Source organism: Microbacterium sp. Soil_N32 (assembly GCF_057655505.1).
This window is the reverse complement of record NZ_JBDGME010000011.1, coordinates 16,465-42,921: the sequence shown is the minus strand read 5'-3', so window position 1 is coordinate 42,921 and position 26,457 is coordinate 16,465. Positions and strand designations below refer to the sequence as shown.

21 protein-coding genes, 1 tRNA gene and 1 other RNA gene are annotated in these 26,457 nt (G+C 71.5%); 19 read left to right on the top strand and 4 right to left on the bottom strand.

The genetic code is table 11. The features are described 5' to 3' along the window. The first annotated feature begins 42 nt into the window (after positions 1 to 42). Both AC3A3J_RS02295 and AC3A3J_RS02290 read left to right on the top strand, forming a co-directional pair. Positions 43 to 690 (top strand): phosphatase PAP2 family protein, encoded by a 648-nt coding sequence (locus tag AC3A3J_RS02295; protein ID WP_487670739.1) that lies wholly within the window; start codon positions 43 to 45, stop codon positions 688 to 690. Positions 691 to 699: 9 nt separating this feature from the next. Beyond that, entirely contained in the window at positions 700 to 1,302 is a 603-nt protein-coding gene (locus AC3A3J_RS02290) for an N-acetyltransferase family protein (RefSeq protein WP_487670738.1), read from the top strand. A 50-nt stretch (positions 1,303 to 1,352) separates the two neighbouring features. On the opposite strand, the gene AC3A3J_RS02285 is transcribed toward AC3A3J_RS02290, so the two are convergent. Then, positions 1,353 to 1,440 (bottom strand) — tRNA-Ser (locus AC3A3J_RS02285). Between the two features lie 65 nt (positions 1,441 to 1,505). Here AC3A3J_RS02285 and trhO point away from each other — a divergent pair. Next, positions 1,506 to 2,396 carry an oxygen-dependent tRNA uridine(34) hydroxylase TrhO gene (gene trhO / locus AC3A3J_RS02280; RefSeq protein ID WP_487670737.1) on the top strand — a complete coding sequence of 297 codons (891 nt, stop codon included), beginning with the start codon at positions 1,506 to 1,508 and terminating at the stop codon, positions 2,394 to 2,396. Between the two features lie 10 nt (positions 2,397 to 2,406). Here trhO and AC3A3J_RS02275 read toward each other — a convergent pair whose 3' ends face one another. The 3 genes from AC3A3J_RS02275 to AC3A3J_RS02265 are packed head-to-tail and all read right to left on the bottom strand — an operon-like array spanning position 2,407 to position 6,845. Further along, positions 2,407 to 4,677, bottom strand: a complete 2,271-nt coding sequence (locus AC3A3J_RS02275) for a transglutaminase TgpA family protein (protein WP_487670736.1) — start codon at positions 4,675 to 4,677, stop codon at positions 2,407 to 2,409. After that, a complete protein-coding gene (locus AC3A3J_RS02270) occupies positions 4,664 to 5,854 on the bottom strand; it encodes a DUF58 domain-containing protein (protein WP_487670735.1) in 1,191 nt (396 codons plus the stop codon). The genes AC3A3J_RS02275 and AC3A3J_RS02270 overlap by 14 nt, the downstream gene beginning before the upstream one ends. A 13-nt stretch (positions 5,855 to 5,867) precedes the next feature. Then, positions 5,868 to 6,845 carry an AAA family ATPase gene (locus tag AC3A3J_RS02265; RefSeq protein WP_487670734.1) on the bottom strand — a complete coding sequence of 326 codons (978 nt, stop codon included), beginning with the start codon at positions 6,843 to 6,845 and terminating at the stop codon, positions 5,868 to 5,870. A 158-nt stretch (positions 6,846 to 7,003) separates the two neighbouring features. Between AC3A3J_RS02265 and ffs the strand changes: the two genes are divergently transcribed. The 16 genes from ffs to AC3A3J_RS02185 all read left to right on the top strand — a co-directional run bounded on the left by ffs (position 7,004) and on the right by AC3A3J_RS02185 (position 26,453). Further along, positions 7,004 to 7,100: signal recognition particle sRNA small type (gene ffs, locus AC3A3J_RS02260), an RNA gene on the top strand. Between the two features lie 41 nt (positions 7,101 to 7,141). Then, complete coding sequence (locus tag AC3A3J_RS02255; RefSeq protein WP_487670733.1) at positions 7,142 to 7,738, top strand: rhomboid family intramembrane serine protease; 597 nt, start codon at positions 7,142 to 7,144, stop codon at positions 7,736 to 7,738. A gap of 158 nt (positions 7,739 to 7,896) precedes the next feature. Beyond that, positions 7,897 to 8,469 (top strand): hypothetical protein, encoded by a 573-nt coding sequence (locus AC3A3J_RS02250; RefSeq protein WP_487670732.1) that lies wholly within the window; start codon positions 7,897 to 7,899, stop codon positions 8,467 to 8,469. Between the two features lie 62 nt (positions 8,470 to 8,531). Further along, entirely contained in the window at positions 8,532 to 10,649 is a 2,118-nt protein-coding gene (gene pta, locus AC3A3J_RS02245; protein WP_487670731.1) for a phosphate acetyltransferase, read from the top strand. Then, positions 10,646 to 11,866 (top strand): acetate/propionate family kinase, encoded by a 1,221-nt coding sequence (locus AC3A3J_RS02240; RefSeq protein ID WP_487670730.1) that lies wholly within the window; start codon positions 10,646 to 10,648, stop codon positions 11,864 to 11,866. The genes pta and AC3A3J_RS02240 overlap by 4 nt, the downstream gene beginning before the upstream one ends. Positions 11,867 to 12,006: 140 nt before the next feature. Then, entirely contained in the window at positions 12,007 to 12,765 is a 759-nt protein-coding gene (locus AC3A3J_RS02235) for a beta-phosphoglucomutase family hydrolase (RefSeq protein ID WP_487670729.1), read from the top strand. Further along, positions 12,762 to 15,314, top strand: coding sequence for a glycoside hydrolase family 65 protein (locus tag AC3A3J_RS02230; RefSeq protein WP_487670728.1), 2,553 nt, complete (start codon positions 12,762 to 12,764; stop codon positions 15,312 to 15,314). Before AC3A3J_RS02235 ends, AC3A3J_RS02230 begins: the two co-directional genes overlap by 4 nt. A 67-nt stretch (positions 15,315 to 15,381) precedes the next feature. Further along, positions 15,382 to 17,961, top strand: coding sequence for a DNA polymerase III subunit gamma and tau (locus tag AC3A3J_RS02225; protein WP_487670727.1), 2,580 nt, complete (start codon positions 15,382 to 15,384; stop codon positions 17,959 to 17,961). Beyond that, the gene (gene recR, locus AC3A3J_RS02220; RefSeq protein WP_487670726.1) at positions 17,961 to 18,554 is read left to right on the top strand and encodes a recombination mediator RecR; all 594 of its coding nucleotides are present in this window, start codon (positions 17,961 to 17,963) and stop codon (positions 18,552 to 18,554) included. Before AC3A3J_RS02225 ends, recR begins: the two co-directional genes overlap by 1 nt. Positions 18,555 to 18,573: 19 nt before the next feature. Beyond that, the gene (locus tag AC3A3J_RS02215) at positions 18,574 to 19,494 is read left to right on the top strand and encodes a DMT family transporter (RefSeq protein WP_487670725.1); all 921 of its coding nucleotides are present in this window, start codon (positions 18,574 to 18,576) and stop codon (positions 19,492 to 19,494) included. Positions 19,495 to 19,584: 90 nt separating this feature from the next. Next, positions 19,585 to 20,865, top strand: coding sequence for an aspartate kinase (locus AC3A3J_RS02210; protein WP_487670724.1), 1,281 nt, complete (start codon positions 19,585 to 19,587; stop codon positions 20,863 to 20,865). Between the two features lie 140 nt (positions 20,866 to 21,005). Continuing rightward, complete coding sequence (locus tag AC3A3J_RS02205) at positions 21,006 to 22,076, top strand: aspartate-semialdehyde dehydrogenase (protein ID WP_487670723.1); 1,071 nt, start codon at positions 21,006 to 21,008, stop codon at positions 22,074 to 22,076. Between the two features lie 82 nt (positions 22,077 to 22,158). Beyond that, on the top strand, positions 22,159 to 23,628 hold the full coding sequence (locus AC3A3J_RS02200) for a malate:quinone oxidoreductase (protein WP_487670722.1): 1,470 nt from the start codon (positions 22,159 to 22,161) through the stop codon (positions 23,626 to 23,628). Between the two features lie 6 nt (positions 23,629 to 23,634). Further along, the gene (locus tag AC3A3J_RS02195) at positions 23,635 to 24,261 is read left to right on the top strand and encodes a thymidine kinase (RefSeq protein ID WP_487670721.1); all 627 of its coding nucleotides are present in this window, start codon (positions 23,635 to 23,637) and stop codon (positions 24,259 to 24,261) included. Positions 24,262 to 24,430: 169 nt separating this feature from the next. Next, a complete protein-coding gene (locus AC3A3J_RS02190; protein WP_487670720.1) occupies positions 24,431 to 25,201 on the top strand; it encodes a FadR/GntR family transcriptional regulator in 771 nt (256 codons plus the stop codon). Further along, the gene (locus tag AC3A3J_RS02185; protein WP_487670719.1) at positions 25,194 to 26,453 is read left to right on the top strand and encodes an alpha-hydroxy acid oxidase; all 1,260 of its coding nucleotides are present in this window, start codon (positions 25,194 to 25,196) and stop codon (positions 26,451 to 26,453) included. Before AC3A3J_RS02190 ends, AC3A3J_RS02185 begins: the two co-directional genes overlap by 8 nt. Positions 26,454 to 26,457 lie beyond the last annotated feature (4 nt).

Below are 26,457 nucleotides of genomic sequence, written 5' to 3'. Positions count from 1 at the left end.
GGGTCGGCCTCCTTCCCCGCCGGACTCCGACAGAATGGGTCGATGAACAGGCGACTGCTCCTCGTATCGGGCCTCATCTGCCTCGTGCTCGTTCTCGGGCTCGGTGCGCTCGTGAGCGTCGGCCTCGCGCACCCGTTCGTGCTCGACGAGTGGTGGAACGGCGTGGTGGTGGGGCTCCGCTCCGATCCGCTGGTGGTGTTCGCCCACGCGATGGACTTCGTCGGCGGGGGATGGGTGGCCGTGCTGCTCGTGCCGATCCTCGTGATCGTCGCCTTCCTCATCGCACGTCGATGGCGTTCGGCGGTGTTCGCCGCCCTCGCCTTCCTGCTCAGCGCCGGCGCGGTGCAGGCGGTGAAGCACCTGTTCGGGCGCGCCCGCCCCGAGGACATGCTCGTCGTCAGCGACTACGGCTCGTTCCCCTCGGGTCACACCGCGAATGCCGCGACCCTCGCCCTCGTCTTCGCGATGCTGTTCCCGATGGTGTGGGTGCGGGTCGTCGGCGCGATCTGGGTCGTACTCATGGCGCTGTCGCGCACGCTGCTGTCGGTGCACTGGGCCACCGACACGGTGGGCGGGGCGCTGATCGGTGCGGCGGTCGTGCTGCTGCTCGCCGCCTGGATGCTGCCGTGGGTGCGACTGCCCGGCCGCGTCGAGCCCGCCGATAGTCTGGACGACGCGCCCGCTCAGTGAGGAGTCCCCGTGTCGAGCATCCGCCCCTACCGCCCGTCCGACCGTGCCGCTCTGTCGGAGGTGTGCGTGCGCACCGCGAACGCGGGGGAGGATGCGACCGGAATCTTCTCGGACGACGAGCTCTGGGGCCTGCTGTTCGCGCTGCCGTACGTGGAGCGTCATCCCGACCTCGCCTGGGTGGTGGAGGCGGAGGATGGGCGGGTCATCGGCTACCTCGTCGCGACCGACGACACGGATGCCTTCGAGCAGTGGTTCCGCGACGAGTGGTGGCCGCGATACGCCGACCGGTTCCCGCGCGCCCCGAGAAGCGTGACCCGCGAGGACCGCATGCTCGAGTACGCATACGGCCGCGGGCCGGGCAAGGAACCGAACGCGGTCGACCACCCCGCCCACCTGCACATCGACCTGCTGCCCGAGACGCAGGGGCAGGGTCTCGGGCGGATGCTCGTGCGCACCCTCTTCGACGAACTGCACCGCCGCGGGGTGTCGGGCCTGCACCTCGGCATGGACCCGGCGAACACCGGGGCGGCCGCGTTCTACGAGCGCCTGGGCATGACGCCGCTGCCGGCGCAGCCCGGCTCCCAGAGCTACGGCGTGAGGTTCGCGCACTGAGGTCGAAACGAAGAAAGGGCCCCGCGATGCGGGGCCCTTTCTTCGTCATCTGGCGGTGACGGCGGGATTCGAACCCGCGGTTGCTTGCACAACACACGCTTTCCAAGCGTGCTCCTTCGGCCGCTCGGACACGTCACCAGGGAACAACCTGACCATCCTATCCGATGCCCGCTGTGCTCCGTGACCCGGCGTACCATCGGGAGGTGGCAACCCCGAAGATCGTCCTGTTCTACGCCTTCACCCCGCTCGCCGATCCGGAGGCGATCCGGGTGTGGCAGCGCGACATCGGCGAGGCCCTCGGTCTGCGCGGGCGGCTCCTCATCTCGAAGGACGGCATCAACGGCACGCTCGGCGGCGATCTGCCCCAGGTGAAGAAGTGGGTGCGGTCGTTCCGGTCGTACGCGCCGTTCCGCGACGCCGACATCAAGTGGAGCGAGGGCACGGCGCTCGACGCCGACGGCCGCAGCCTCGACTTCCCCAAGCTCAGCGTCAAGGTGCGCGACGAGATCGTGTCGTTCGGCGCTCCGGGCGAACTGCGCGTGGACGAGAGCGGCGTGGTCGGCGGCGGCACCCGGCTGAGCCCCGAGGCGCTGCACGCGCTCGTCGCGGAGCGCGGTGACGACGTGGTGTTCTTCGACGGCCGCAACGCCCTCGAGGCGCAGATCGGCCGGTTCCGCGGCGCGGTCGTGCCAGACACCGAGACGACGCGCGACTTCGTGCAGCTGCTCGATTCCGGCGCGTACGACGACCTCAAGGGCAAGCCGGTGGTCACGTACTGCACCGGGGGCATCCGCTGCGAGGTGCTGTCGAGCCTCATGACGGCGCGCGGCTTCGGGGAGGTGTACCAGCTCGAGGGCGGCATCGTGCGGTACGGCGAGAAGTACGGCGACGACGGACTGTGGGACGGTTCGCTCTACGTGTTCGACGGCCGCGGGTCGGTCGACTTCTCCGACCACACGGCGGTCATCGGGGAGTGCGCCGGATGCGGTGCGACGACCAAGCGCACCGCCAACTGCCCCGACCCGTCGTGCCGGGCGCAGTTCGTGGTGTGCGCGGCGTGCGACGCGGTGCCCTGCACGATGCACGCCGCCTGACGAGCAGCGCTCAGTCGACCGCGACGCTCTCGGGCATGCGCGCGGCGAACAGCGAGCGCGGCACGAGCACCGCGCGCAGCCGCGACGGCGCGTCGACGCTGCGGTGCAGGGCCGACAGCACGGCGCGCAGCGGTGCGGCGAGATCGGTTGCGTCGCCGGAGTGCGCCCGGGCGTACGCCGATTGCTCGATCGCCGTGACCAGGGCGCGCATCGCGTCGGCATCGACGTGCCGTTCCCGCACCAGCTCGGCGCCGCGCCGGCGCGGACTCTCGGCATCCGACACCGGTAGCCGCAGATCGACCAGCGCGTCGCGCAGCTCGGTCCACGCCGCCACCGCGTCGCCGCGACGCGCGCGGCGGAGTCGGCCGGCCCGCACCAGCGCGCGGACGAGCGCCGGCATCAGCACGACGACCACGGCCCCCAGCACCACGGCGAGGATCGGCGTGGGATCGAGCGAGCGGTCATCGGCGGATGCCGCGGTGCCACCGCCGACGTCGTCGCGCTCGACCTCGGGGGCGGCCGTCTGCTGCTCCTGCGGAGCCGTGGTCTGGGTCGGCGCGGACGGGCCCGCGGAGCCGCCGCCCTCGACCGTCGCCGCGCGGAACTCGGTCGGGACGCCGAGGGAGGCGGTGGGTTCGAAAGGAATCCAGCCGATGCCGGGGAAGAGCACCTCGGGCCAGGAGTGCAGACGGTCGCTCGTCACCGAGAAGATCGTCTCGTCGCCGCGCTTCTCGTTGGTGCGGGTGCCGGGCAGGTAGCCGACCACGATGCGCGTCTGCATGCCGAGGCTCTCGGCCATCAGGGCGAACGAACCCGCGAAGTGCACGCAGTAGCCCGAGCGCACGTCGAGGAACTGCGCGACCGCTTCGGCCCCCGTGCCGTCGAAGCCCTCGTCGACCGGGGTGTCGAGCGAATAGGTGAACTCGGTGCGGAACCACTCCTGCAGCGCGATCAGCCGGTCGTAGTCGGTCGTGGCGTCGGCCGTCACCTCGCGCGCGAGGTCGCCCACGATCTCGGGCACCTCGACGTCGGCGGTCTCCGGGTCGTCGACCGGCGGCGCGGCGTCGACCGCGCGCACCTGTTCGAGCGTGGGTGTCACCCGTACCGACGACACGGTGTAGTCGGCGCCGACCGCATCGGTGTTGCGCGAGACGATCGTGCGGTTGTCGGGCATCACGCGCCAGGCGCGGGGGAGCCCCTGCACCCCGGTCGCCGGATACGGCACGGGCAGCCAGCTGCTCGACATGCGCAGGACGCGGATGGAGGTGTTCGTCGCCGCGACGGCGATGTCGTCGCCCCACTCGGCGTCGCCGAAGCCCTCGGACTGGGCCTGCAGGTCGCCGCGGTCGGGCTGCCAGACGCTGCCGTCGAAGCGCGAGAGGGTGGTGAGACGCAGGTACGGCGCGGTGTCGCCGGTGGCGGCGACCGTGAGCACCTCGACCGGGTTCGGCTGGCGCAGGTCGTCGCCCAGCCGCAGCGAGGCGTCGACCGTGATGCCAGGGCCGTTTCCCGTGAGGCCCGCACCGAGGGGCAGCGCGGGAGTGGTGACCAGCGCCAGCGCGACGGCGGCGGCGCCGAGCCCGGTCGCGACCGCGGCGGACGAGCGGCGCGGCGACAACGGATGCCGGCGGCCGCTCCACAGCAGCAGCACGATCGCGAGGATCGCGAAGAGCACGAACCAGACCAGATTCGCGTCGCCGAGCGTGACGATCATCGGCACGGCCCCTACGACTCCCGTCAGGACGAGGGGCAGCACGACGATGCGCTGAGCGATGAGCTGGTCGAGCGCGATCGCGACGACGGCGAACGCGGCACCGAGCACCGCCGCGAGGGCCGCCGTCGCCTTCAGAGGTGCCGCCCCGTAGGTGATCTCCTCGATCGCGGCGGCGCCGCGCTGCGCGAACACGGCGAGAGTGTCGCTCGTCGGGATCACGCCGAACAGCGCGGTGCGCGCCGACACGTGCTGCGTGACCACCGCCGTCGCGACGAGCAGCTGCACGACCAGCGAGACGATCGCCGCGACTCCGGGCGACCGGCGGCGCAGCAGCAGCCGCGCGATCATGCCGCTGGCGGCGACGGCCACGATGACCACCAGCACGAGCAGCGACCACTCGCCGGGGCGGATCACCGATGTGTAGGGCCACATCGCGACGATGCCGGCCGCCGCGGCGAGGAGCGCCGGGGCCCAGACCGTCGGGGTCGGCAGCTCGTCGGCGTGCCAGGCGACGGTCGAGCGGCTGCGGGCACGAGTCGGGCGCGCCGGGGACTCAGCGCGGAACATCCGTCGCCCCCAACCGCTCGGGGAGGGCCTCCGCCCACGCGGCCGCGAGATCGTCTCCCAGCGGCGCCGCCGACCATCCGTTGCGCGACGCCGCGGCCAGGGCATCGGGCTCGGGGTCGGTCGCGAGCAGCAGCGGAGCCGCTGCGCCGGCGGTGCGGAGGGCCGAGGCGTCATCGACGCCGAGACGACCGGTCACGTACACGAGAGGGCCGGGAGGCGTGCCGCCGACGAGCGTCGCCACGTCGCGCGCACCTCCGCGCGGAGAGACCAGGGCGAGGGCGGCGAGCATCCCGTCGCGGTCGTCCTCGTGGCCGCGCAGCACGCCGAGCACCTGCCCCGCGCTGTCGATCACGTCGACGCCGTACCCCTCGTCGGCGAGATGGATCGCAGCCGATGCGCACATCGAGACGGCGGTCTCGAACGCCGGGTCGGCGTGGTCGGTCGGAGCCGCCCACCGGGCGCTGCCCCGGTCGAGCACGACGATCGCGTCGGGGCTCGACTCCTCTTCCTCCTGGCGCACCATGAGCTGCCCACGGTGGGCCGTGGCACGCCAGTGGATGCGCCGCATCGAGTCGCCGGGCGCGTAGAAGCGCGGCGACAGGTTGTCGGCGCCCTGGCCCATGCGCGTCGCCGACGTGTGGGCGGTGCCGCCCGCCGCGCCGACCCGGGCTCTGAGCGGGGCCAGCGCCTGCACCTCGGGGACGACCGTCACCGTCCGGGTCTCGCCGAACTCCTGCTCGCGCTGCGCGAGGCCGAAGGGATCGACGGTGCGGAGCATGAGAGGGCCGATCGCCCACACGCCGCGGCGCACACCCGTGATGCGGTACTCCAGACGCCCGGAGGCCGGCGGGTATTCGCCGCCCGCATCGCCGCGCACCGCATCGGGGAGCACGTCGTGCCAGAGCGCCCGCGGCACCCGCAGCGACCGCAGCGCGAACCGCACGGTCACGAGAGACGTCTGGGAGACCGTGAGCAGGTCGGTCGAGATCTGACGCGCCACCGTGCCGGAGCGGCGGGGCACGCGCACGGCGATCAGCGCGAGCAGGGGGAGGAGGGCGAAGAACGCCGCGAGGTACAGCAGGATCGACGACGCGACGAGGTTCGCGCCGATGGCCAGGCACACCGCCACGACGAGGCAGCCCGCTCCGCGCGGGGTGAGGAGTCGGCGGCGACGCATCGGCGGGCCCGGATCAGACCCGGCTCGCGACGGGCACGCGCACCCGCTCGGCGACCTGGGCCAGCGCGGTCTCGACGGGCTGCGCCTCCGAGCGGTGGGCGCCGCGCGCCGGCAGCAGGCGGTGGGCGAAGACGGGGAGGAGGAGCGACGAGACGTCGTCGGGGATGACGAAGTCGCGCCCGTCGAGAGCCGCGCCGACCTTGGCCGCGCGGATCAGCTGCAGCGTGGCGCGCGGGCTCGCACCGAGGTGCAGGTTCGGGTCGGTGCGGGTGGCCTGGGCGAGGGCGACGGTGTACTCCTCGATCGCGGGAGCCACGTGCACCGCGCGCGCCCATGCGATGAGCTCGGTGATGAGCCCGGCGTCCGCGACCGGCGAGACCGCGGCGAGGGGGTTCACGATGTCGCGCTGACGGATCATCAGCGCCTCGGCGGCCGCGTCGGGGTAGCCCATCGAGATGCGCATCATGAACCGGTCGCGCTGCGCCTCGGGGAGGGCGTACGTGCCCTCCATCTCGAGCGGGTTCTGGGTCGCGACCACGAGGAAGGGCTCGGGGAGCGGATGCGTCGAGCCGTCGACCGTGACCTGACGCTCCTCCATGGCCTCGAGGAGCGCCGACTGCGTCTTGGGGGAGGACCGGTTGATCTCGTCGGCGATCACGATGTGCGCGAAGATCGCGCCGCGCTTGAACTCGAACTCGCGGTCGACGGGGTTGTACACCGACACGCCCGTCACGTCGCCGGGGAGCAGGTCGGGGGTGAACTGGATGCGTCGCACCGTGGCGTCGACGCTCGCCGCGAGAGCCCGCGCGAGCATCGTCTTGCCGACCCCCGGCACGTCCTCGATGAGCAGGTGCCCCTCGGCGAGGAGGCAGATGAGGGCGCTGCGCACCGCATCGGGCTTCCCGTCGATCACTCCGCCGACCGAGGCGAGGATCGCGGAGGTCCGGGCGGCGAATTCCTCCGCCGAGATCAGGGGGGCGTTCTCTGGCATGCGTTCCCTCTCGCGTCGGCGCAGCGGTGCGCGTGACACGATCGTAACCCGCCCCGGCGGCGGGAAGGCTGGCAGGTTCCCGTCCGTGGAGGGCCCGCGCGATGCGCCGCACACCGACCGGGTGCGAAAGCCCGCCCGCATCATCGGCTAGACTGTTCGACGGCTCTCCGCGTGGCGGCATCCAGGCCAATTCCCCCAGGGCGGAAACGCAGCAAGGGTAACCGGGCTCTGCTGGGTGCGCGGAGGGTCATTATTCTTTTCAGGCTCCTCCGGGGCCGTCCTGCCAGGATCGTGACGTGACCACGCCCGCCGCTCCGCCCCGCCGCCCGGCCCTCGGCCGTTTCGCGTCGCCCGTGCTGCTGCTCGCGGTGCTCTGGATCGTGCAGCTCGCCGATGCCGTGCTGCCCGGGTCGTTCTCGGTGTTCGGCATCCGCTCCTGGGATGTGCAGGGCCTCGGCGGCATCGTGCTCGCCCCGCTGCTGCACGCCGGCTGGGGGCACCTCCTCGCGAACTCCGTTCCGCTGCTCGTGCTCGGCTGCCTCGTGGCGGTGGAGGGCGCCCGCCGTTTCTGGGCGGTCACCGGCATCGTCGCGGTCGTCAGCGGGCTGGGTGCGTGGTTCGTGAACACCCCCGGCACGCTCACCGTGGGGGCGTCCGGGCTCGTGTTCGGATACTTCGCGTATGTCGTCGCGCGCGTGTTCGTGCCGGGCCGCGTGTCGCACCGCGTGCTGTATGCGCTGGTCGCGGTCGTCGTCGTCGCCCTCTACGGCGGCAGCATGCTCGCCGGGGTCATCGGCGTGCGCGCGGGCATCTCGTGGCAGGCGCACCTGTTCGGGGCCGTGGGCGGCGCGCTCGCCGCGGTGGCCGGGCGTCGTCGGAGCGGTCGACCGTGACGGCACGACGGCCCCGGCCATCCGCTCCGCGATCGCGGTCGTCGTCGCGAGCGACGACCGATCGCCGCACCGGCGCCCGTCGCGCGGGGCGGAACAAGACGGCCCCGCGCCGCCGGCCGGTCAGCGCGCGCGCTCGGGCTGCGCGGCGGAAGCGGCGGATGCTCGTGCTGCGCCGCGTCGGCATCGCGGCCCTCGTGGTCGCCCTGGTCGCCGGAGTCGCTGCGCTCGTGCCCCTCGGCCTCGGGGCGGAGCGGCCGCTCGCGATCTGCCGTGACGACCCGCGCACCTTTCCCGATGCGGGCGTGGCCGGATGGCAGGGGGAGCAGCTCGAGAACGCCGCGACGATCATGTCGACGGCATCCGCGATGGGCTTCGACCGGCGCGGGCAGATCCTCGGGGTGATGACCGCGATGGGTGAGAGCAGCCTGCGCAACATCGACTACGGCGACTGGGAGACGAGCGGGTTCACCAATCCCGACGGCTCGCGCACCACGAGCATCGGGCTCTTCCAGCAGCAGGAGTGGTGGGGCAGCGTCGAGCAGCGCATGGACCCGGCGACGTCGGCGACGCTCTTCTACCAACGGCTTGCGCGCGTGCCGGGGTGGCCCGACCTCGACCCCTCGGTCGCGATCCACCGGGTGCAGATCAACCTCGACTCCGACTACTACACGCGCTACGCCGACGACGCCGCCGCGGTGGTCGACGCGCTGTCCTCGACGGACGGATGCTGAGCGCGTCATATCCCCGGCCGCTTTCCAGGCCGCCCCGAGGATCGTGCACCTAGGCTGGAGCCGTGGCGCGGAGCATCTACATCACCTCGGCCGAAGGTCATACCGGGAAGTCGACCATCGCCCTGGGCGTGCTCGACGCTCTCATGCGCGCCACGCCGCGGGTCGGGGTGTTCCGTCCCATCGCGCGGTCGGTGACGGAGCGCGACGAGATCCTCGAGCTGCTGCTCGCCCACGACGGCGTGCACCTCGACTACGACGACTGCATCGGCGTGACCTACGACGATGTGCGGCACGACCCGGAGCGCGCCCTGGCGACGATCGTCGCGCGCTTCAAGGCGGTCGAGGCGCAGTGCGACGCCGTGGTCATCATCGGCAGCGACTACACCGATGTCGCGAGTCCCGCCGAGCTGGGCGTCAACGCGCGCATCGCGGCCAACCTCGCCGCTCCGGTGCTTCTCGTGCTCAGCGGACGCGACCAGCAGCGCGCCGCCGAGCAGTTGGGCACGACCACGGCCCGCACCCCGGCGGCCGTGGGACAGATCGCCGCACTCGCGCTCGCCGAGCTCGACCAGGAGCGGGCCGAGCTGTTCGCCGTGATCGTCAACCGCGCCGACCCGGACGAACTCGATGCCATCGTCGACGCGGTGCGCGGCGTCCGTCCCGAGAAGGGCACGCCCGTCTGGGCGCTGCCCGAGGATCGCACGCTCGTCGCACCGTCGATCCGCGGCATCCTCGCCGCCGTCGACGGACGCCTTCTCAAGGGCGACGACGCCCGTCTGGGCCGGGAGGCCCTGTCGATCGTCGTGGCCGGCATGTCGATGGTGAACGCGCTGCCGCGCATCACCGAGGAATCGGTGGTGGTCATCCCCGCCGATCGCACCGAGGTGCTGCTCGCGACGCTGCTCGCCGACGCGTCCGGTACCTTTCCGCGGGTGAGCGGCATCATCCTCAACGGGCCGTTCCCGCTCCCCGAGCCCATCGTGCAGCTGCTCGACGGGTTCCCCTCCGGTGTGCCGATCATCGCCACCGACCTCGGCACCTACGACACGGCGGTGCGGGTCATGGGCGCACGCGGTCGCCTCTCGGCCGACGCGCGCGGCCGCTACGACCGGGCGCTCGGACTCTTCCAGGAGCACGTCGACCTCGGCGAGCTCGTGACGCAGGTCGGCCTCGCCGAGTCCCGCGTCGTCACCCCGCTCATGTTCGAGTACGGCCTGATCGAGCGGGCACGGGCCGACCGGCGACGCATCGTGCTGCCCGAGGGCGACGACGACCGCATCCTGCGGGCCGCCGCGACCCTGCTGGCGCGCGAGGTCGCCGACCTCGTCATTCTCGGCGACGAGCAGGCCGTGCGCTCGCGCGCCGCCGAGCTCGGCGTCGACATCACCGCCGCCGAGGTCATCAGCCCGACCGACCCCGCTCACGTCGAGCGCTTCGCCGCCGAATACGCGCGGCTGCGCGCGCACAAGGGCATCACTCTCGCCCAGGCCGCGGACACCGTCACCGACGTGTCGTACTTCGGCACGATGATGGTGCATCTGGGGCTCGCCGACGGCATGGTGTCCGGCGCCGCGCACACCACGGCCCACACCATCCGCCCGTCGTTCGAGATCATCAAGACCAAGCCCGGTGTCGAGGTGGTGTCGAGCGTGTTCCTCATGGCGCTCGCCGACCGCGTGCTCGTATACGGCGACTGCGCGGTGATCCCCGACCCGACGAGCGCCCAGCTCGCCGACATCGCGGTCTCGTCGGCGGCCACCGCGCGGCAGTTCGGCATCGATCCACGGGTCGCGATGCTGTCGTACTCGACCGGCGAGTCCGGTTCGGGCGCCGACGTCGACAAGGTGCGCGAGGCGACGGCGCTCGTGCGCGAGCGTGCGCCGGAGCTGCCGGTCGAGGGGCCCATCCAGTACGACGCCGCGGCCGACGCAGCGGTCGCGCGCGCGAAGCTGCCCGACTCGGCCGTCGCGGGGCGCGCGACGGTGTTCGTCTTCCCCGACCTGAACACGGGCAACAACACCTACAAGGCGGTGCAGCGGTCGGCGGGCGCCGTCGCGATCGGCCCGGTGCTGCAGGGGCTGAACAAGCCGATCAACGACCTGTCGCGCGGCGCCCTCGTCGACGACATCGTCAACACCGTCGCGATCACCGCGATCCAGGCCCAGGGAGGCGATGCATGAGCGCGATCCTCGTCATCAACAGCGGTTCGTCGTCGCTCAAGTACAGCCTGCTCGACATCGAGAGCGAGCACGAGCTGGCCGCGGGCCTCATCGAACGGATCGGGCAGGATGCGGGGGCGGCCTCGCACACCGTGCGTCCGGCGCCCACGACGGATGCCGCGCCGACGATGCTCGACGCGACCTACGACGACGAACGCTCCATCCCCGACCATCACGCGGCCTTCGCGGTGATGCTCGAGCAGTTCGCCGAGCACGGCCCGTCGCTGGCGGCGCATCCGCCGGTGGCCGTGGGGCACCGCGTCGTGCACGGCGGCGCCCGGTTCTACGCTCCGACGCTCATCGACGCCGACGTCGAGCGGCAGATCGAGGAGTTGGCGGTGCTCGCGCCGCTGCACAATCCCGCCAACCTCTCCGGCATCCTGGCGGCGAAGGCCGTGTTCCGCGGCGTGCCTCATGTCGCCGTCTTCGACACCGCCTTCCATCAGACACTGCCGCCGGCGGCCTACACCTATGCGATCGACGCCGAGCTCGCGCGTCAGCACCGCGTGCGCCGCTACGGCTTCCACGGCACCAGCCACCAGTTCGTCAGCGAGGCGGCCGCGGCGCATCTCGGCCGCGACCTGGCCGAGCTGAAGCAGCTCGTCTTCCACCTCGGCAACGGCGCCTCGGTCACGGCCATCGACGGCGGCCGCTCGGTCGAGACCTCGATGGGGCTCACCCCGCTGGAAGGTCTCGTCATGGGCACCCGCTCGGGCGACCTCGACCCGGCGGCGCTCGTGCACCTGTCGCGTCGCGCCGGGCTGTCGATCAACGACCTCGACGCTCTGCTCAACACGCGCAGCGGGCTCCAGGGGCTCGCCGGCCGCAGCGACATGCGCGACATCCTCGCGGGCGCGGAGGCCGGCGAGGAGGACGCCGTGCTCGCCCTCGACGTGTACGTGCACCGTCTGCGGGCGTACGCCGGCGCGTACATCGCGCAGCTCGGGGGAGTCGACGTCATCTCCTTCACCGCCGGCGTCGGCGAGAACGCCGCCCGGGTGCGCGCCGAGGCCATGGCGACCCTCGGCTTCGCCGGGGTCGAGATCGACCCGCAGCGCAATGAGACCCGTGCGCGCGGCATCCGGAGGATCTCGACGGATGCCTCCGCCGTCACGGTGCTCGTGGTGCCCACGAACGAGGAACTGCAGATCGCACGGCAGACCGCCGGCCTGCTCTGAGGACACCTCTCGACGCAGCTCCCGAAACACCTCTGCAGACACCTCGGGCCCAGGGGTTATCCTGAATCGCCCTCCCCACTACGCTGTCATGGTGGCACGGAGGAGTGCCGAACCCCTCGCCCTTCTCCCTGGAGGTCTCTGTGCCGGAAAACCTGCCCGATCTGCTCGCCGCAGAGGGCGTGCTCTTCGACCTCGACGGCGTGCTCACGCCGACCGCCGAGGTGCACATGCGCGCGTGGAAGGCGGTCTTCGACCAGGTGTTCGCCGAGTGGGACATCACCCCCGCCTACACCGACGCCGACTACTTCGACTACGTCGACGGCAAGAAGCGCTACGACGGGGTCGCCAGCCTGCTGCACAGTCGCAACGTCGAGATCCCCTGGGGCGAGGCCGACGACCCGCCCTCCGCCGACACGATCTGCGGCATCGGCAACCGCAAGAACGACGCCTTCGCCGCCGAGCTGCGCAGGGACGGCATCGCGCCCTACCCGGGGTCGCTGGCCGTCGTGCAGCGCCTGCACGACGCGGGCGTGCCTCTCGGCGTCGTCTCGAGCTCGAAGAATGCCGAAGAGGTGCTGGCCGCCGCCGGCCTCCGCTCCTACTTCCGCGTGGTGGTCGACGGCGTCGTCGCCGAACGCGAGGGACTGGCCTCCAAGCCCGCACCCGACATGTTCCGCGCGGGCGCCGTCGCGCTCGGCGTCGACCCGTCGCTCAGCGTCGCGTTCGAGGACGCGACTTCGGGTGCTGCATCCGCCGCCGCCGCCGGCTACGCGCACGTCATCGGCGTCGACCGCGGCACGGGCGCTGACGCCCTCCGCGCCGCCGGCGCGACGGAGGTCGTCGACGACCTCGACCAGTTCCTGTCCCTCATCCCGACCGCTGCTCCGGAGACCGCATGATCGACCCCGACCGCTTCCCCGTCGACCCCTGGCGTCTCGTCGAGACGCGATACTCCGAAGAAGGGGTCGGCGAGACCCTGTTCTCGGTCGGCAACGGCTACCTCGGCCTGCGCGGCAACCACATCGAGGGCCGCGGCGCCCACGAGCACGGCACCTTCATCAACGGTCTGCACGAGACGTGGCCCATCCGCCACGCCGAGCAGGCGTACGGCTTCGCCGAGGTCGGGCAGACCATCGTCAACGCCCCGGATGCCAAGGTCATGCGGGTGTACGTCGACGACGAGCCGATCTCGTTCGACGACGCCGACGTGCGCGAGTACCGCCGCACGCTCGACTTCCAGACCGGCGTGCTCGAGCGCGTCGTCGTGTGGGAGACCCCGTCAGGCAAGCGCGTGCGCATGCGCGACGAGCGGATCGTGAGCTTCGAGGAGCGGCACCTCGCGATCCTCCGGCTCGAGGTCGTCGTCGAGAACTCCGACGCGCCCGTGACGATCAGCTGCCAGATCCTCAACCGCCAGGACGGCGCGGGCGTGTACGCCGGAACCCCCGCGGCAGCGCAGAAGTCCGGCTTCGACCCGCGCAAGGCCGAGCGGATGGCCGATCGCGTGCTCGAGCCGGCCGAGCACTGGCAGGACGGGCTGCGCTCCGCCCTGTCGTACCGGGTCGCCGCGTCGGGCATGACCGTGGCCGTGGTGGCCGATCACGTGATCGACACCGAGAACGAGTACAGCGCCCGCGCGCTGGTCGAGTCCGACATCGCCAAGAACGTCTTCCGCGTACAGGCCAAGGCCGGCGTGCCCATCACGCTCACCAAGCTCGTGAGCTACCACACCTCCCGCGGCGTGCCCCCGCGCGAGCTCGTCGACCGCTGCCGCCGTTCGCTCGACCGGGCCGCGGTCGAGGGCGTCGAGACGCAGTTCCAGCGTCAGCGCGACTGGCTCGACGCGTTCTGGGCCCGCAGCGACGTGCAGATCGGCGGCCACGATGACCTGCAACAGGCCACCCGCTGGTGCCTGTTCCAGCTCGCGCAGGCCGCGGCCCGCGCCGACGGCACCGGTGTCGCCGCGAAGGGCGTCTCGGGCTCCGGATACAGCGGCCACTACTTCTGGGACACCGAGATCTACGTGCTCCCCTTCCTCGCGTACACCTCGCCGCAGTGGGCGAGGAACGCCCTGCGCGCCCGCGTGCTCATGCTGCCGGCGGCCCGCCGGCGGGCCGGGCAGCTCAACGAGGCGGGCGCGCTGTTCCCGTGGCGCACGATCAACGGCGAGGAGGCGTCGGCGTACTACGCCGCCGGCACCGCGCAGTACCACATCAACGCCGACGTGAGCTTCGCGCTCGGCAAGTACGTCGGGGCGACGGGCGACACCGAGTTCCTGCGCCGCGAGGGCGCCGACATCGCGGTCGAGACGGCGCGCCTGTGGGCGACGCTCGGCTTCTGGCGCTCGGCGCAGACCGTCGAGGACGCGGCGGCGGCCGACGGCATCCAGACCTTCCATATCCACGGCGTCACGGGTCCCGACGAGTACACGACTGTCGTGAACGACAACCTGTACACCAACGTGATGGCGCGCTACAACCTGCGCTTCGCCGCCGAGGTCGTGCGGGAGATCCGCGAGACGTACCCCGACGACTACCGCGACCTCCTCGACCGCACCGGTCTGGGCGAGGGCGAGGCGGAGGCCTGGGAGCGGGCCGCCGACTGCATGTTCATCCCGTACAGCGAGAACCTGGGCATCCACCCGCAGGACTCGCTGTTCCTCGAGCGCGAGGTGTGGGATCTGGCGCACACGCCCGACTCGCAGCGTCCGCTGCTGCTGCACTTCCACCCGCTGGTGATCTACCGGTTCCAGGTGCTCAAGCAGGCGGATGTCGTGCTGGCGCTCTTCCTGCAGGGCAATCACTTCTCGTTCGAGGAGAAGCGCGCCGACTTCGACTACTACGACCCGCTGACCACCGGCGACTCGACGCTGTCGGCGGTCGTGCAGTCGATCCTCGCGGCCGAGGTCGGCTACCAGGACCTCGCGCTGGAGTACTTCGAGGAGTCGATCTTCGTCGACCTGCACGACCTGCACAACAACGCCGCCGACGGCGTGCACGTGGCCTCGGCCGGCGGCGTGTGGACCGCGCTCGTGTGCGGCTTCGGCGGCATGCGCGACTATGAGGGCGAGCTGAGCTTCGACCCGCGCCTGCCTGCGGCCTGGCCGTCGCTGTCGTTCCCGCTGCAGTGGAAGGGCTCCGAGCTGACCGTCACGGTGACGGCGGACGAGCTGCGCCTGCGCGTGCGTTCGGGCGCTCCCGTCTCGTTCACCGTGCGCGGCACCGCCTACATCGCCGAGGCCGGCGAGGAGGTCGTGGCACCGCTCGCCGACCAGGGGCCGATCATCCCCGGCCGCCCGTCGCTGCGGAAGTTCGCGGACGCCCGACGCGAGGACGGCACGGTGCTGTCGGCCTCGGTCCCGGTCATCACGTCGGCCATCCCGATCGTCGCGCCGACCTCGCCGACCGTCGCCCCGGTGACGGCTCCGGTCGCGGCTCCGGTCGAGTGATCGTGCGGCGGGCGCACCGGATCGGGGCGCCCGCCGCGATGTCGGCGGCACGACGTAGGCTGTTCTGGTGACCACAGCCCTCTACCGCCGCTACCGCCCCGAGACGTTCGGCGAGATGATCGGGCAGTCCCAGGTGACCGACCCGCTGATGACCGCCCTCCGCGGCGATCGGGTGGGCCACGCGTACCTCTTCTCGGGCCCCCGCGGGTGCGGCAAGACCACCTCGGCGCGCATCCTCGCGCGCTGCCTGAACTGCGCAGAGGGTCCCACCGACACCCCCTGCGGCACGTGCCCCAGCTGCGTCGAGCTGTCCCGCGCCGGCGGCGGCTCCCTCGACGTGGTCGAGATCGACGCCGCCAGCCACAACGGCGTCGACGACGCCCGCGATCTGCGCGAGCGTGCCACGTTCGCCCCGAGCCGCGACCGCTACAAGATCTTCATCCTCGACGAGGCGCACATGGTGACGCCGCAGGGGTTCAACGCGCTGCTGAAGCTGGTCGAAGAGCCTCCGCCGCACGTGAAGTTCATCTTCGCGACGACCGAGCCCGAGAAGGTGCTCGGGACCATCCGCTCCCGCACCCATCACTACCCGTTCCGCCTGGTGCCGCCGGCCGCGATGCTCGAGTACGTCGAGAAGCTCTGCGCCGAAGAGGGCGTCGTCGTGGAGCAGGGCGTGCTGCCCCTCGTGGTGCGCGCGGGCGGCGGATCGCCGCGCGACACCCTGTCGCTCCTCGACCAGCTCATCGCCGGGTCCGACGCGCCGGCGGGCTCAGAGACGGTCACGGTGGGCTACGAGCGCGCCGTCGCCCTCCTCGGCTACACGCACGGGGCGCTGCTCGACGAGATCGTCGACGCCCTCGCGATCGCCGATGCCGCCACGGCCTTCCCGGCGATCGACCGTGTCGTGCAGACGGGGCAGGACCCCCGTCGATTCGTCGACGACCTGCTCGAGCGGCTTCGCGACCTCATCGTGATCGCGGCCGTCGGCAACGGCGCATCCGCGGTGCTGCGCGGCCTGGCCGACGACGAGCTCGAGCGCATGCGCACCCAGGCCGCCGCCTTCGGGGCCGCACGCCTGTCGCGCACCGCCGACATCGTGAGCGCGGCCCTCGACGACATGTCGGGGGCGACGTCTCCGCGTCTGCACCTCGAGCTGATGGTCGCCCGCGTGCTCGCCGGGGGAGCGGATGCCGTCTCCGGCGGTGTCGGTCATGCGGCGCCCGTGTCAGCGGCCTCGGCTCCGGCCCGTGCATCCGCGTCCGCACCGGCGCCGTCTGCGGCCGCCGCTCCGTCCCCAGCTCCTGCCGCGTCGGCTCCTGCTGCTGCGGCTGCGTCTCCTGCTTCCGCCGCGCCCTCGGCCGCCGCCGGGTCATCGCCGGATGCCTCCGTCGCCGGGGCCGCACCCGATTCTTCGACAGCGCCGCCCGCGGGGGCCGCCGCCTCCACGCCCTCCGCCGCACGACCGTCGGCTGGCGACGACACGACGGGAGTGGCATCGACGACGGCCGGGACCACCGCCGATTCGACGGCACCGGCCGCGCCCACGGGGCCGGTGACGCTCGATCGCATCCTCGCCGCCTGGCCCGCCGTGCTCACGCGGCTCGAGGGAATCAGTCGCGCATCGTGGCTCGTGGTCACAGCCGTGCAGCCGCTGGCGTACGACCCCGAGTCCGAGGTGCTGACGATCGGCTTCGCCAGCCAGCACGACGTCGCGAAGTTCAAGGGCACGACGCCCGGCTCCGGCACGTCCGACCACCTGCGCACGGCGATCGAGCAGGAGGTGGGCGTGCGGGTGAAGTACCTCCCTGCACCGCTCCCCGCCGGTGGGGCGCCCTCGACGAGCGGAGCACCGCGGTCGGGCGGAGGAGGCGGCGCGTCGACGTCGGCGGAACCCGCCTCGAAGGAGCCCGCTCCTGCGCGAGCCTCCGCCCCGTCCGGTGCAGCCGCTGTCGACGCCTCGTCCTCCGTGGCGGCATCACCCTCGACAGGGGGTGCGCGGTCCGCAGCCTCGGCCACGCCGGTGACCGAGTGGGCCGTCGCAGCGATCCCCACCTCCGACCCGATGGCCTCCTCCTCGTCCTCCGCGTCGGCGACGCCGGTCCCTCCCGGGCTGCCGGTCGACGATGAGCCCGAAGAAGTCGAGGCCGCGGCCTCGGCGCCCGCGCCGCCGCGCGACGGCACCGTCGACCGCGATGAGCCGCCGCTGTCCGGAGACGCCGCGCTTCCCGGCGATTCCCCGTCCGCCGCGTCGCCCTCCGCGGCTCCCGGCTCCGCCCGCCCCGGAGCGTCGTACCCCGGGGCGTCGTACCCCGATGCTCCGTACGCCGATGCTCCCTATCCCGACGATGCCGACGCGCCGTATCCCGACGACGAGCCGCCGTACGACCCCGCCTACGAGCCGACGCCGAGTGCGCCCACCGCGGCGCGCGTGCCGGCGGCCTCGACGCCACCGGCATCCGCTCCCGCCCGTACCGCCGCTCCCACCCCGGCTGCGCGCGCCCTGGCCGACGACGCCGCGCCGCGCCGCGCCGAGCGCTCGCCGGCGCCCGGGGGAGTGCAGCGCTACGGGGAAGCCGTGATCCGCCAGGTGCTCGGCGCGACGTTCGTGCGCGAAGAGCCCTATGAGCCCCCGACGAGGTTCGCCTGATGTACGACGGAATCGTTCAAGAACTGATCGACGAGTTCGGTCGTCTGCCCGGCATCGGCCCCAAGTCGGCGCAGCGGATCGCCTTCCACATCCTGCAGACGCCGACGTTCGACGTCGCGCGTCTGTCGCAGCTGCTGAGCGAGATCCGCGAGCGGGTGCGCTTCTGCGAGATCTGCGGCAACGTCGCCGAGCAGGAGCGGTGTGCGATCTGCCGCGATCCGCGCCGCAACCAGACGCTCATCTGCGTGGTGGAAGACGCCAAGGACGTCTCGGCGATCGAACGCACCCGGGAATTCCGTGGCCTGTACCACGTGCTCGGCGGAGCGATCAGTCCCATCGCCGGGGTGGGGCCCGACGACCTGCGCATCGCGCAGCTGATGGGCCGTCTCGCCGACGGCACCGTGCAGGAGGTCATCCTCGCGACCAACCCGAACCTCGAGGGCGAGGCCACCGCGAGCTACCTCAGCCGGCTCCTGACGACGATGCAGATCACCGTGTCGCGACTCGCGTCGGGCCTGCCCGTGGGCGGCGACCTGGAGTACGCCGACGAGGTCACGCTCGGGCGCGCGTTCGAGGGACGGCGCGTCCTGTGACCCGCCGCTCGGTCGCGGCGTGAACGTCGCGGGCGGTTTCTCGCGCCGTGGCTGGTTGCTGTTCGGTGCGATGGCGCTCCTGTGGGGTGTGCCGTACCTCTTCATCAGTGTCGCCGTCGAGTCGTTCTCGCCGCCCGCGATCGTCGCCGGCCGTACTCTGATCGCGGCTCTGCTCCTGCTGCCCTTCGCGCTCCGCAGCGGCGCGCTCCGCGCCGCCTGGCGGCACTGGCCCTGGGTGCTCGCCTTCGGTCTCGTCGAGATGGCGGGTCCGTTCCTGCTGCTGGGTCACGCCGAGATGACGCTGCCGTCGGGCATCACCGGGCTGCTGGTCGCGACGGTCCCGCTGTTCGCGGCGCTGATCGCCCTGGGTGGCGGCGACCGCGGGGTGCTGCGCCCGGCACGCTCGATCGGCCTGCTCGTGGGCTTCGTCGGCGTCGCGATCGTCGTCGCCGGACCCGGACTCTTCGGCGGCGAGATGAGCCTGTGGGCGGCCGGCGAAGTGCTGCTCGTCGCCGTGCTGTACGCGATCGCCCCCTTCATCGTCGCGCGAAAGCTGACCGACGTGCCGTCGCTGGGTACCATCACCCTCTCGCTGCTCATGATCGGCATGCTCTACCTGCCGATCGGCATCCTCACCCAGCACGAGGTGCCCACGCTGCCCTCGGTCGCCGCGCTGCTCGCGCTCGCGGTGATCTGCACGGCGGTCGCCTTCCTCGCCTTCTTCGCCCTCATCCGGGAGGTCGGACCCGCGCGGGCCCCGCTGTTCACCTACGTCAATCCGGTCGTCGCGATCGTGCTCGGCGCCCTGGTGCTGGCCGAGCCGCTGACGCCCGGTCTGCTCCTCGGGTTCCCGCTCATCATCGCCGGATGCTGGTTCGCGGCGACCGGCGGCAGGCTCCGCCCGCGGGCATCCGCCGTGCCTCCCGCGCCGACCCCGTGAACCGCGGCGCCGTCACATGCGCATCGGTGCATACGCTCCGATCGTAGAATGGCCGAGGGCGGATCCGCCCGACGTCCCCCAGGAGTGAACGTGGCCCTCATCGTGCAGAAGTACGGCGGCTCTTCCGTCGCCGACGCAGAGAGCATCAAGCGCGTCGCGAAGCGCATCGTCGACACCCGCCGCGCCGGGCACGACGTCGTCGTCGCCGTCAGCGCGATGGGCGACACCACCGACGAGCTGCTCGACCTCGCGAACGAGGTCGCCCCGATCCCCGCACCTCGCGAGCTCGACATGCTCCTCTCCAGCGGAGAGCGCATCTCGATGGCGCTCCTTGCGATGGCGATCCACTCGATGGGCTTCGAGGCGCGCTCGTTCACGGGCAGCCAGGCCGGCATGATCACCGACTCGCAGCACGGCGCGGCGCGCATCGTCGACGTCACTCCCGTGCGCCTGCGCGAAGCGCTCGACGAGGGCGCGATCGTCATCGTCGCCGGCTTCCAGGGATTCAACCGCGACACCCGCGACATCACCACGCTCGGCCGCGGCGGCTCCGACACCACCGCTGTGGCCCTCGCCGCGGCGCTCACGGCCGACGTCTGCGAGATCTACAGCGACGTCGACGGCATCTTCACCTCCGACCCGCGCATCATCCCGAGCGCGCAGAAGCTCGACCACGTGTCGAGCGAGGAGATGCTCGAACTGGCCGCCAACGGCGCGAAGGTGCTCTACATCCGCGCCGTCGAGTACGCACGCCGGCACGGCGTCCTGATCCACGCCCGGTCGTCGTTCTCGTCGGCCGAGGGCACGTACGTTCTGGGCGAGGGCATGAAGAACCCTCGCGAAGCCGAGGGAGCAGTCATGGAAGAACCGATCGTCGCCGGCGTCGCCACCGACCTCAGCCAGGCCAAGATCACGGTCGCCGGCGTGCCGGACGTGCCGGGCAAGGCAGCCGAGATCTTCAAGATCGTCGCGAAGTCGGGTGCGAACGTCGACATGATCGTGCAGAACGTGTCGGCGACGGGCCGCACCGACATCTCGTTCACGGTTCCGAAGGCCGATGCGGCGGCGGCGCTCAAGGCGCTCGCTGGCGATCAGGCCGAGGTCGGCTTCCAGAACCTCATCCACGACGACCAGATCGGCAAGCTCTCGGTCGTCGGCGCCGGCATGCGCACGCACTCGGGCGTCTCGGCGGTGCTGTTCGAAGCGCTCTCCGCCGGCGGCATCAACATCGAGATGATCTCGACGTCCGAGATCCGCATCTCGGTGGTGCTGCGCGGCAGCGATCTCGTCGAAGCGGCGCGGGCCGTGCACACCGCCTACGGTCTCGACGGCGACACCGAGGCCGTCGTCCACGCCGGCACCGGCCGCTGACCGACCCGCGGCGCGTCTCCGTCCGAACCGAGGCGGTAGACTCGCCGGAACCCTGACATCGGCGCCAGGCGCGGCATCCGCACCCCCGACGCCGTGCCCGAAGCCTCTCTTGCTGTACCGCACGACGCCAAGGAATACTCATGACCCGCATCTCCGACTCAGGAATCTCCGTCGCCATCGTGGGCGCCACCGGCCAGGTGGGCACCGTCATGCGCGAGATCCTCGCCGAACGGTCCTTCCCGATCCGCGAGCTGCGCCTGTTCTCGTCGGCCCGGTCGGCGGGCACGTCGATCGACTTCGGCGGGACGACGGTGATCGTCGAAGACGTCGAGCAGGCGGATGCCTCGGGCATCGACATCGCCCTGTTCTCGGCAGGTGCCACGGCCAGCCGCGCCTACGCGCCGCGGTTCGCCGAGGCCGGGGCCGTGGTCGTCGACAACTCCAGCGCCTGGCGCATGGACCCCGAGGTTCCTCTGGTGGTCAGCGAGGTCAACCCGCACGCGATCGACGATCGGCCCAAGGGCATCATCGCCAACCCCAACTGCACGACCATGGCCGCCATGCCGGTGCTCAAGGTGCTGCACGCCGAGGCGGGTCTGGAGCGTCTGATCGTCTCGACCTATCAGGCGGTCTCGGGGTCGGGTCTCGCCGGTGCGCAGGAACTCCTCGGGCAGGTCGAGGGCGTGCTCGCACAGGGCGACACCCTGCGCCTGGTGCACAACGGATCGGCGGTCGACTTCCCCGAGCCCGAGAAGTACGTCGCGCCCATCGCCTTCGACGTCATCCCGTTCGCCGGCAACCTCGTCGACGACGGCGACAACGAGACCGACGAGGAGAAGAAGCTCCGCAACGAGAGCCGCAAGATCCTCGAGCTGCCCGACCTCCGGGTCGCCGGCACGTGCGTGAGGGTGCCCGTGTTCACCGGGCACTCCCTGACGATCCACGCCGAGTTCGCGAACGACCTCAGCCCCGAGCGCGCCGCTGAGCTGCTGGCAGACGCGCCGGGCGTCGCGCTCGACGAGGTGCCGACCCCGCTGCAGGCTGCGGGCAAGGACCCGAGCTTCGTCGGTCGCATCCGCGTCGACCAGTCCGCTCCCGAGGGCAAGGGCCTCGTGCTCTTCGTCAGCAACGACAACCTGCGCAAGGGCGCTGCGCTGAACGCCGTGCAGATCGCCGAGATCGTCGCGGAGCGCCTCGCCGCCCGCGTCTGACGCGCGCCGCCGCCCCGCATCGTCGGGATGCCGCGGGCCCGCTGTGGTCCGCGGCATCCGGGGCGCGAACTAGACTGTTCTGGTGACCGAAACCGTCGATGTCGTCTTGATCGGTGGTGGCATCATGAGCGCCACCCTGGGTACCCTGCTGCACGAGCTGCAGCCGGATTGGAAGATCGTCGCCTTCGAGCGACTCTCCGACGTCGCCCAGGAGAGCTCGAACCCCTGGAACAACGCCGGCACCGGCCACGCCGCGCTCTGCGAGCTCAACTACATGCCGCAGGGCAACGGCCCCCTCGACCCCGCGAAGGCGGTGTCGATCAACGAGCAGTTCCAGCAGAGCCGGCAGTTCTGGTCTTCGCTCGTCGAGCGCGGGGTGCTGGACGAGCCCTCCACCTTCATCAACGCGACCCCGCACATGACGTTCGTGCGCGGCGAGAAGGACGTGGCGTATCTGAAGGAGCGCTACGAGGTGCTCAAGGACCAGCCGCTGTTCTCGGGTATCGAATACAGCGAGGACTCGCGGGTCATCAACCAGTGGGCGCCCCTCCTCATGCAGAAGCGCCGCAAGGGCGAGCCGTTCGCCGCGACGCGTGTGCCCGCCGGCACCGATGTCGACTTCGGGTCGCTCACCCACCAGCTGTTCGGTCACCTGCGGAGGTCCGGCGTCGACCTGCGCACCAACTGCGAGGTGCGCTCGCTCAAGCGTCAGAAGGACGGCCTGTGGAAGGTCGGCTTCCGCACGACGGTCGGTCGCACCCCGAGCGAGATCAAGGCCCGCTTCGTGTTCGTCGGCGCGGGCGGCTGGGCGCTCAAGCTGCTCCAGCGGTCGGGTATCCCCGAGATCAAGGGCTACGGCGTCTTCCCGATCGGCGGGCAGTTCCTCAAGACCAGCAACCCCAAGATCGTCGAGCAGCACAAGGCCAAGGTCTACTCGCAGGCATCCGTCGGCGCTCCGCCCATGTCGGTGCCGCACCTCGACACCCGGGTCGTCGACGGCGAGGCGTCGCTGATGTTCGGCCCGTTCGCGACGTTCAGCCCGAAGTTCCTCAAGAACGGCTCGATGCTCGACATCGTCACGCAGGTGCGTACGCACAACCTGTGGCCGATGCTGCGGGTCGCGTTCGCGAACCCCGACCTCATCGCGTACCTCATCGGCGAGCTGATGAAGAATCACCGCAAGAAGGTCGACAGCCTGCGCACCTTCATGCCGACCGCGAAGGACGAGGACTGGACCCTCATCGACGCGGGTCAGCGCGCGCAGGTCATGAAGAAGGACCCGAAGAAGGGCGGCGTGCTGCAGTTCGGCACCGAGGTGGTCGCCTCGGGCGACGGCTCGATCGCCGGGCTGCTCGGAGCATCCCCGGGTGCATCGACGGCCGTGCCGATCATGCTCAACCTGCTCAAGACCTGCTTCCCCGACGAGTTCGTGAAGTGGGAGCCGCAGCTGCGCGAGCTGATCCCGACGTTCGGTCAGCAGTTGAACGAAGACCCGGCGCTGGCGCAGCAGTCGACGTCGCAGACGGCGGCGGCGCTCGGCATCAACGCCTGAGGTCCCGTGGCCAAGCTCTACTTCCGCTACGGGGCGATGAACTCGGGCAAGTCGACGGCGCTGCTGCAGGCCGCGTACAACTACGAGGAGCGCGGACAGCGCGTGCTCCTCGCGAAGCCGGCGATCGACACGAAGGGCGCGTCCGAGATCTCGAGCCGGCTGGGCATGACGCGCGAGGTCGACTTCCTGGTGTCACCGGACGACGACGCTCGCGAGATCTTCCTGCGGCACCGGGCGGATGCGCGGGCGCACGGCGACGACATCGCGTGCCTGCTCATCGACGAGGCGCAGTTCCTGACACCGGCGCAGGTCGACGACCTGTTCCGCATCGCGGTGGAGGAGGGCATCCCTGTGCTGGCCTACGGCATCCGCAACGACTTCCTGACGCACGCGTTCCCGGGCTCGGCGCGCCTGCTGGCGATCGCCCACTCGTTGGAAGAGCTCAAGACGATCTGCCGGTGCGGTCGCAAGGCCGTGTTCAACGGGCGCGTCATCGGCGGCCGCTTCGTGTTCGATGGTGACCAGGTTGCGATCGACGAGGGTGCCGAGGGCGCGATCGCCGAGGCGGCGACGACCTACGAGTCGCTCTGCGGGACGTGTTACCTCGAGGAGTCGGGCGGGCGCCTGGGCTGAGCGCCCCGTCTCGCCGTGCCACGTCTGCAGTGGCGCCGTCGCGATCGTGACGTCGTCGGCCGCGTCGACGCCCGGCGTGCGTCGGCGTTGCGTGGTCTGACCACAGCGGCTACAGTGTGGTCAGACCACAGTGGACGACCCGATGCGATCACAGGCGAGGAGGCGAGTGATGGCAGAGCAGCCGGTACGCGCGTGGCGCGTGGTGCTCGACCACATCGAACGCGACCTCCTCGACGGTCGGCTCCGCCCAGGGGAGCGCCTCCCATCGGAGCGCGATCTGGCGATCGATCTGGGCGTGGGGCGTTCCAGCGTGCGCGAGGCGTTCCGGGTGCTCGAGGTCATGGGCCTCATCCGCACGGCGACCGGCTCCGGGCCGCAGGCGGGCGCGATCGTCATCGCCACGCCCACCGGGGGCATGTCGCAGCTGCTGCGGCTGCAGGTCGCCGCACAGGGCTTCCCGCTGACCGATGTCGTGCAGACCCGGCTCGTGCTCGAAGACGCGGTCGTCGACGCGCTCGCGTCGTCGACGGACCGGGACACGGGCGAAGCGCATCGGATGCTCGCGGCGATGGACGCCCCCGATCTCACGCCCGGCGAGTTCCTCGCCCTCGACGCCCAACTGCACCTTGCTCTTGCCGAGGCCAGCGGCAACGCCGTCATCGCGGCCATGATGGCGGGGCTACGCTCGTCGATCGAGTCGTACGTGCAGGCGGGCGCCGCAGCCGTCGCCGACTGGGCCGCCATGACCGAACGGCTGCGCGCCGAGCACCGCGCCCTCGTCGCGCACATCGATTGCGGCGACGCCCCCGCCGCCCGCGCGCTGGTGCGCGCGCACATCACCGGCTACTACGCCGCCGCCGGTCTGCACCGGCTCCCGGCATCCGACACGAGCGGACCATCCGCCGCCGATTCCCCGCCCCGAGAGGACCCCCATGGTTGACCGCCAGCTGCCCAAGCCCGCCGAGCTTCTCGAACTCATGCAGTTCAAAAAGCCGGACCTCAACGGCCGTCGTCGCCGTCTCGCCGCGGCGCTGACCATCGACGACCTGCGGACGATCGCGAAGCGGCGCACGCCGAAAGCCGCCTTCGACTACACCGACGGCGCCGCCGAGGGGGAGCTGTCGCTCGCCCGAGCGCGGCAGGCCTTCCAGGACGTGGAGTTCCACCCCGGCATCCTGCGGCCCGCGCCCGACGTCGACACCCGCGTCGAGATCCTCGGCGGCCCCTCCGCGCTGCCGTTCGGCATCGCCCCCACCGGATTCACGCGCCTCATGCAGACCGAGGGCGAGACCGCGGGTGCCGGAGCGGCGGGAGCGGCGGGCATCCCGTTCACCCTGTCGACGCTCGGCACGACGTCGATCGAGGGTGTCAAGGCGGCGAACCCGCACGGCCGCAACTGGTTCCAGCTCTATGTCATGCGCGACCGCGAGATCTCGTACGAACTCGCGCGACGGGCCGGCGCGGCCGGCTTCGACACCCTGCAGTTCACCGTCGACACCCCCGTCGCGGGCGCGCGTCTGCGCGACAAGCGCAACGGCTTCAGCATCCCGCCGCAGCTGACGCTCGGCACGATCATCAACGCCATCCCGCGGCCGTGGTGGTGGATCGACTTCCTCACCACCCCCAAGCTGGAGTTCGCGTCGCTCAGCGCGACCGGCGGAACGGTCGGCGAGCTGCTCGATGCCGCGATGGACCCGACGATCAGCTACGACGACCTCGCAGTCATCCGTGATCTCTGGCCCGGCAAGATCGTGATCAAGGGCGTGCAGAACGTCGCGGACTCGCTGCGGCTGCGTGACGCCGGCGTCGACGGCATCGTGCTGTCGAACCACGGCGGGCGTCAGCTCGACCGCGCCCCCATCCCCTTCCACCTGCTCCCCGAGGTTCGGCGCGCGGTCGGCGACGACTTCACCGTCATGATCGACACCGGCATCATGAACGGCGCCGACATCGTGGCCTCGGTCGCCCTCGGCGCCGACTTCACCCTCATCGGCCGCGCCTACCTCTACGGCCTCATGGCGGGCGGGCGGCAGGGCGTCGACCGCACCATCGCGATCCTCCGCAGCGAGATCGAGCGCACGATGCGCCTGCTGGGCGTGTCATCGCTGGCCGAACTCGAGCCGGCGCACGTCACGCAGCTCCAGCGGCTCGTGCCGGTCGCGCGCGCCGCGTCCGACGCAGCGGTGCGCTGAACCC

Excerpts from the sequence above, each read along its gene's own strand:
- AC3A3J_RS02265 (WP_487670734.1), bottom strand. The coding sequence starts at position 6,845 with ATGCCAGAGAACGCCCCCCTGATCTCGGCGGAGGAATTCGCCGCCCGG.
- AC3A3J_RS02250 (WP_487670732.1), top strand. The coding sequence starts at position 7,897 with ATGCTCGTGCTGCGCCGCGTCGGCATCGCGGCCCTCGTGGTCGCCCTG.
- AC3A3J_RS02275 (WP_487670736.1), bottom strand. The coding sequence starts at position 4,677 with ATGTTCCGCGCTGAGTCCCCGGCGCGCCCGACTCGTGCCCGCAGCCGC.
- AC3A3J_RS02190 (WP_487670720.1), top strand. The coding sequence starts at position 24,431 with ATGGCAGAGCAGCCGGTACGCGCGTGGCGCGTGGTGCTCGACCACATC.
- AC3A3J_RS02240 (WP_487670730.1), top strand. The coding sequence starts at position 10,646 with ATGAGCGCGATCCTCGTCATCAACAGCGGTTCGTCGTCGCTCAAGTAC.
- AC3A3J_RS02205 (WP_487670723.1), top strand. The coding sequence starts at position 21,006 with ATGACCCGCATCTCCGACTCAGGAATCTCCGTCGCCATCGTGGGCGCC.
- AC3A3J_RS02230 (WP_487670728.1), top strand. The coding sequence starts at position 12,762 with ATGATCGACCCCGACCGCTTCCCCGTCGACCCCTGGCGTCTCGTCGAG.
- AC3A3J_RS02295 (WP_487670739.1), top strand. The coding sequence starts at position 43 with ATGAACAGGCGACTGCTCCTCGTATCGGGCCTCATCTGCCTCGTGCTC.
- AC3A3J_RS02185 (WP_487670719.1), top strand. The coding sequence starts at position 25,194 with ATGGTTGACCGCCAGCTGCCCAAGCCCGCCGAGCTTCTCGAACTCATG.
- recR (WP_487670726.1), top strand. The coding sequence starts at position 17,961 with ATGTACGACGGAATCGTTCAAGAACTGATCGACGAGTTCGGTCGTCTG.
- AC3A3J_RS02270 (WP_487670735.1), bottom strand. The coding sequence starts at position 5,854 with ATGCGTCGCCGCCGACTCCTCACCCCGCGCGGAGCGGGCTGCCTCGTC.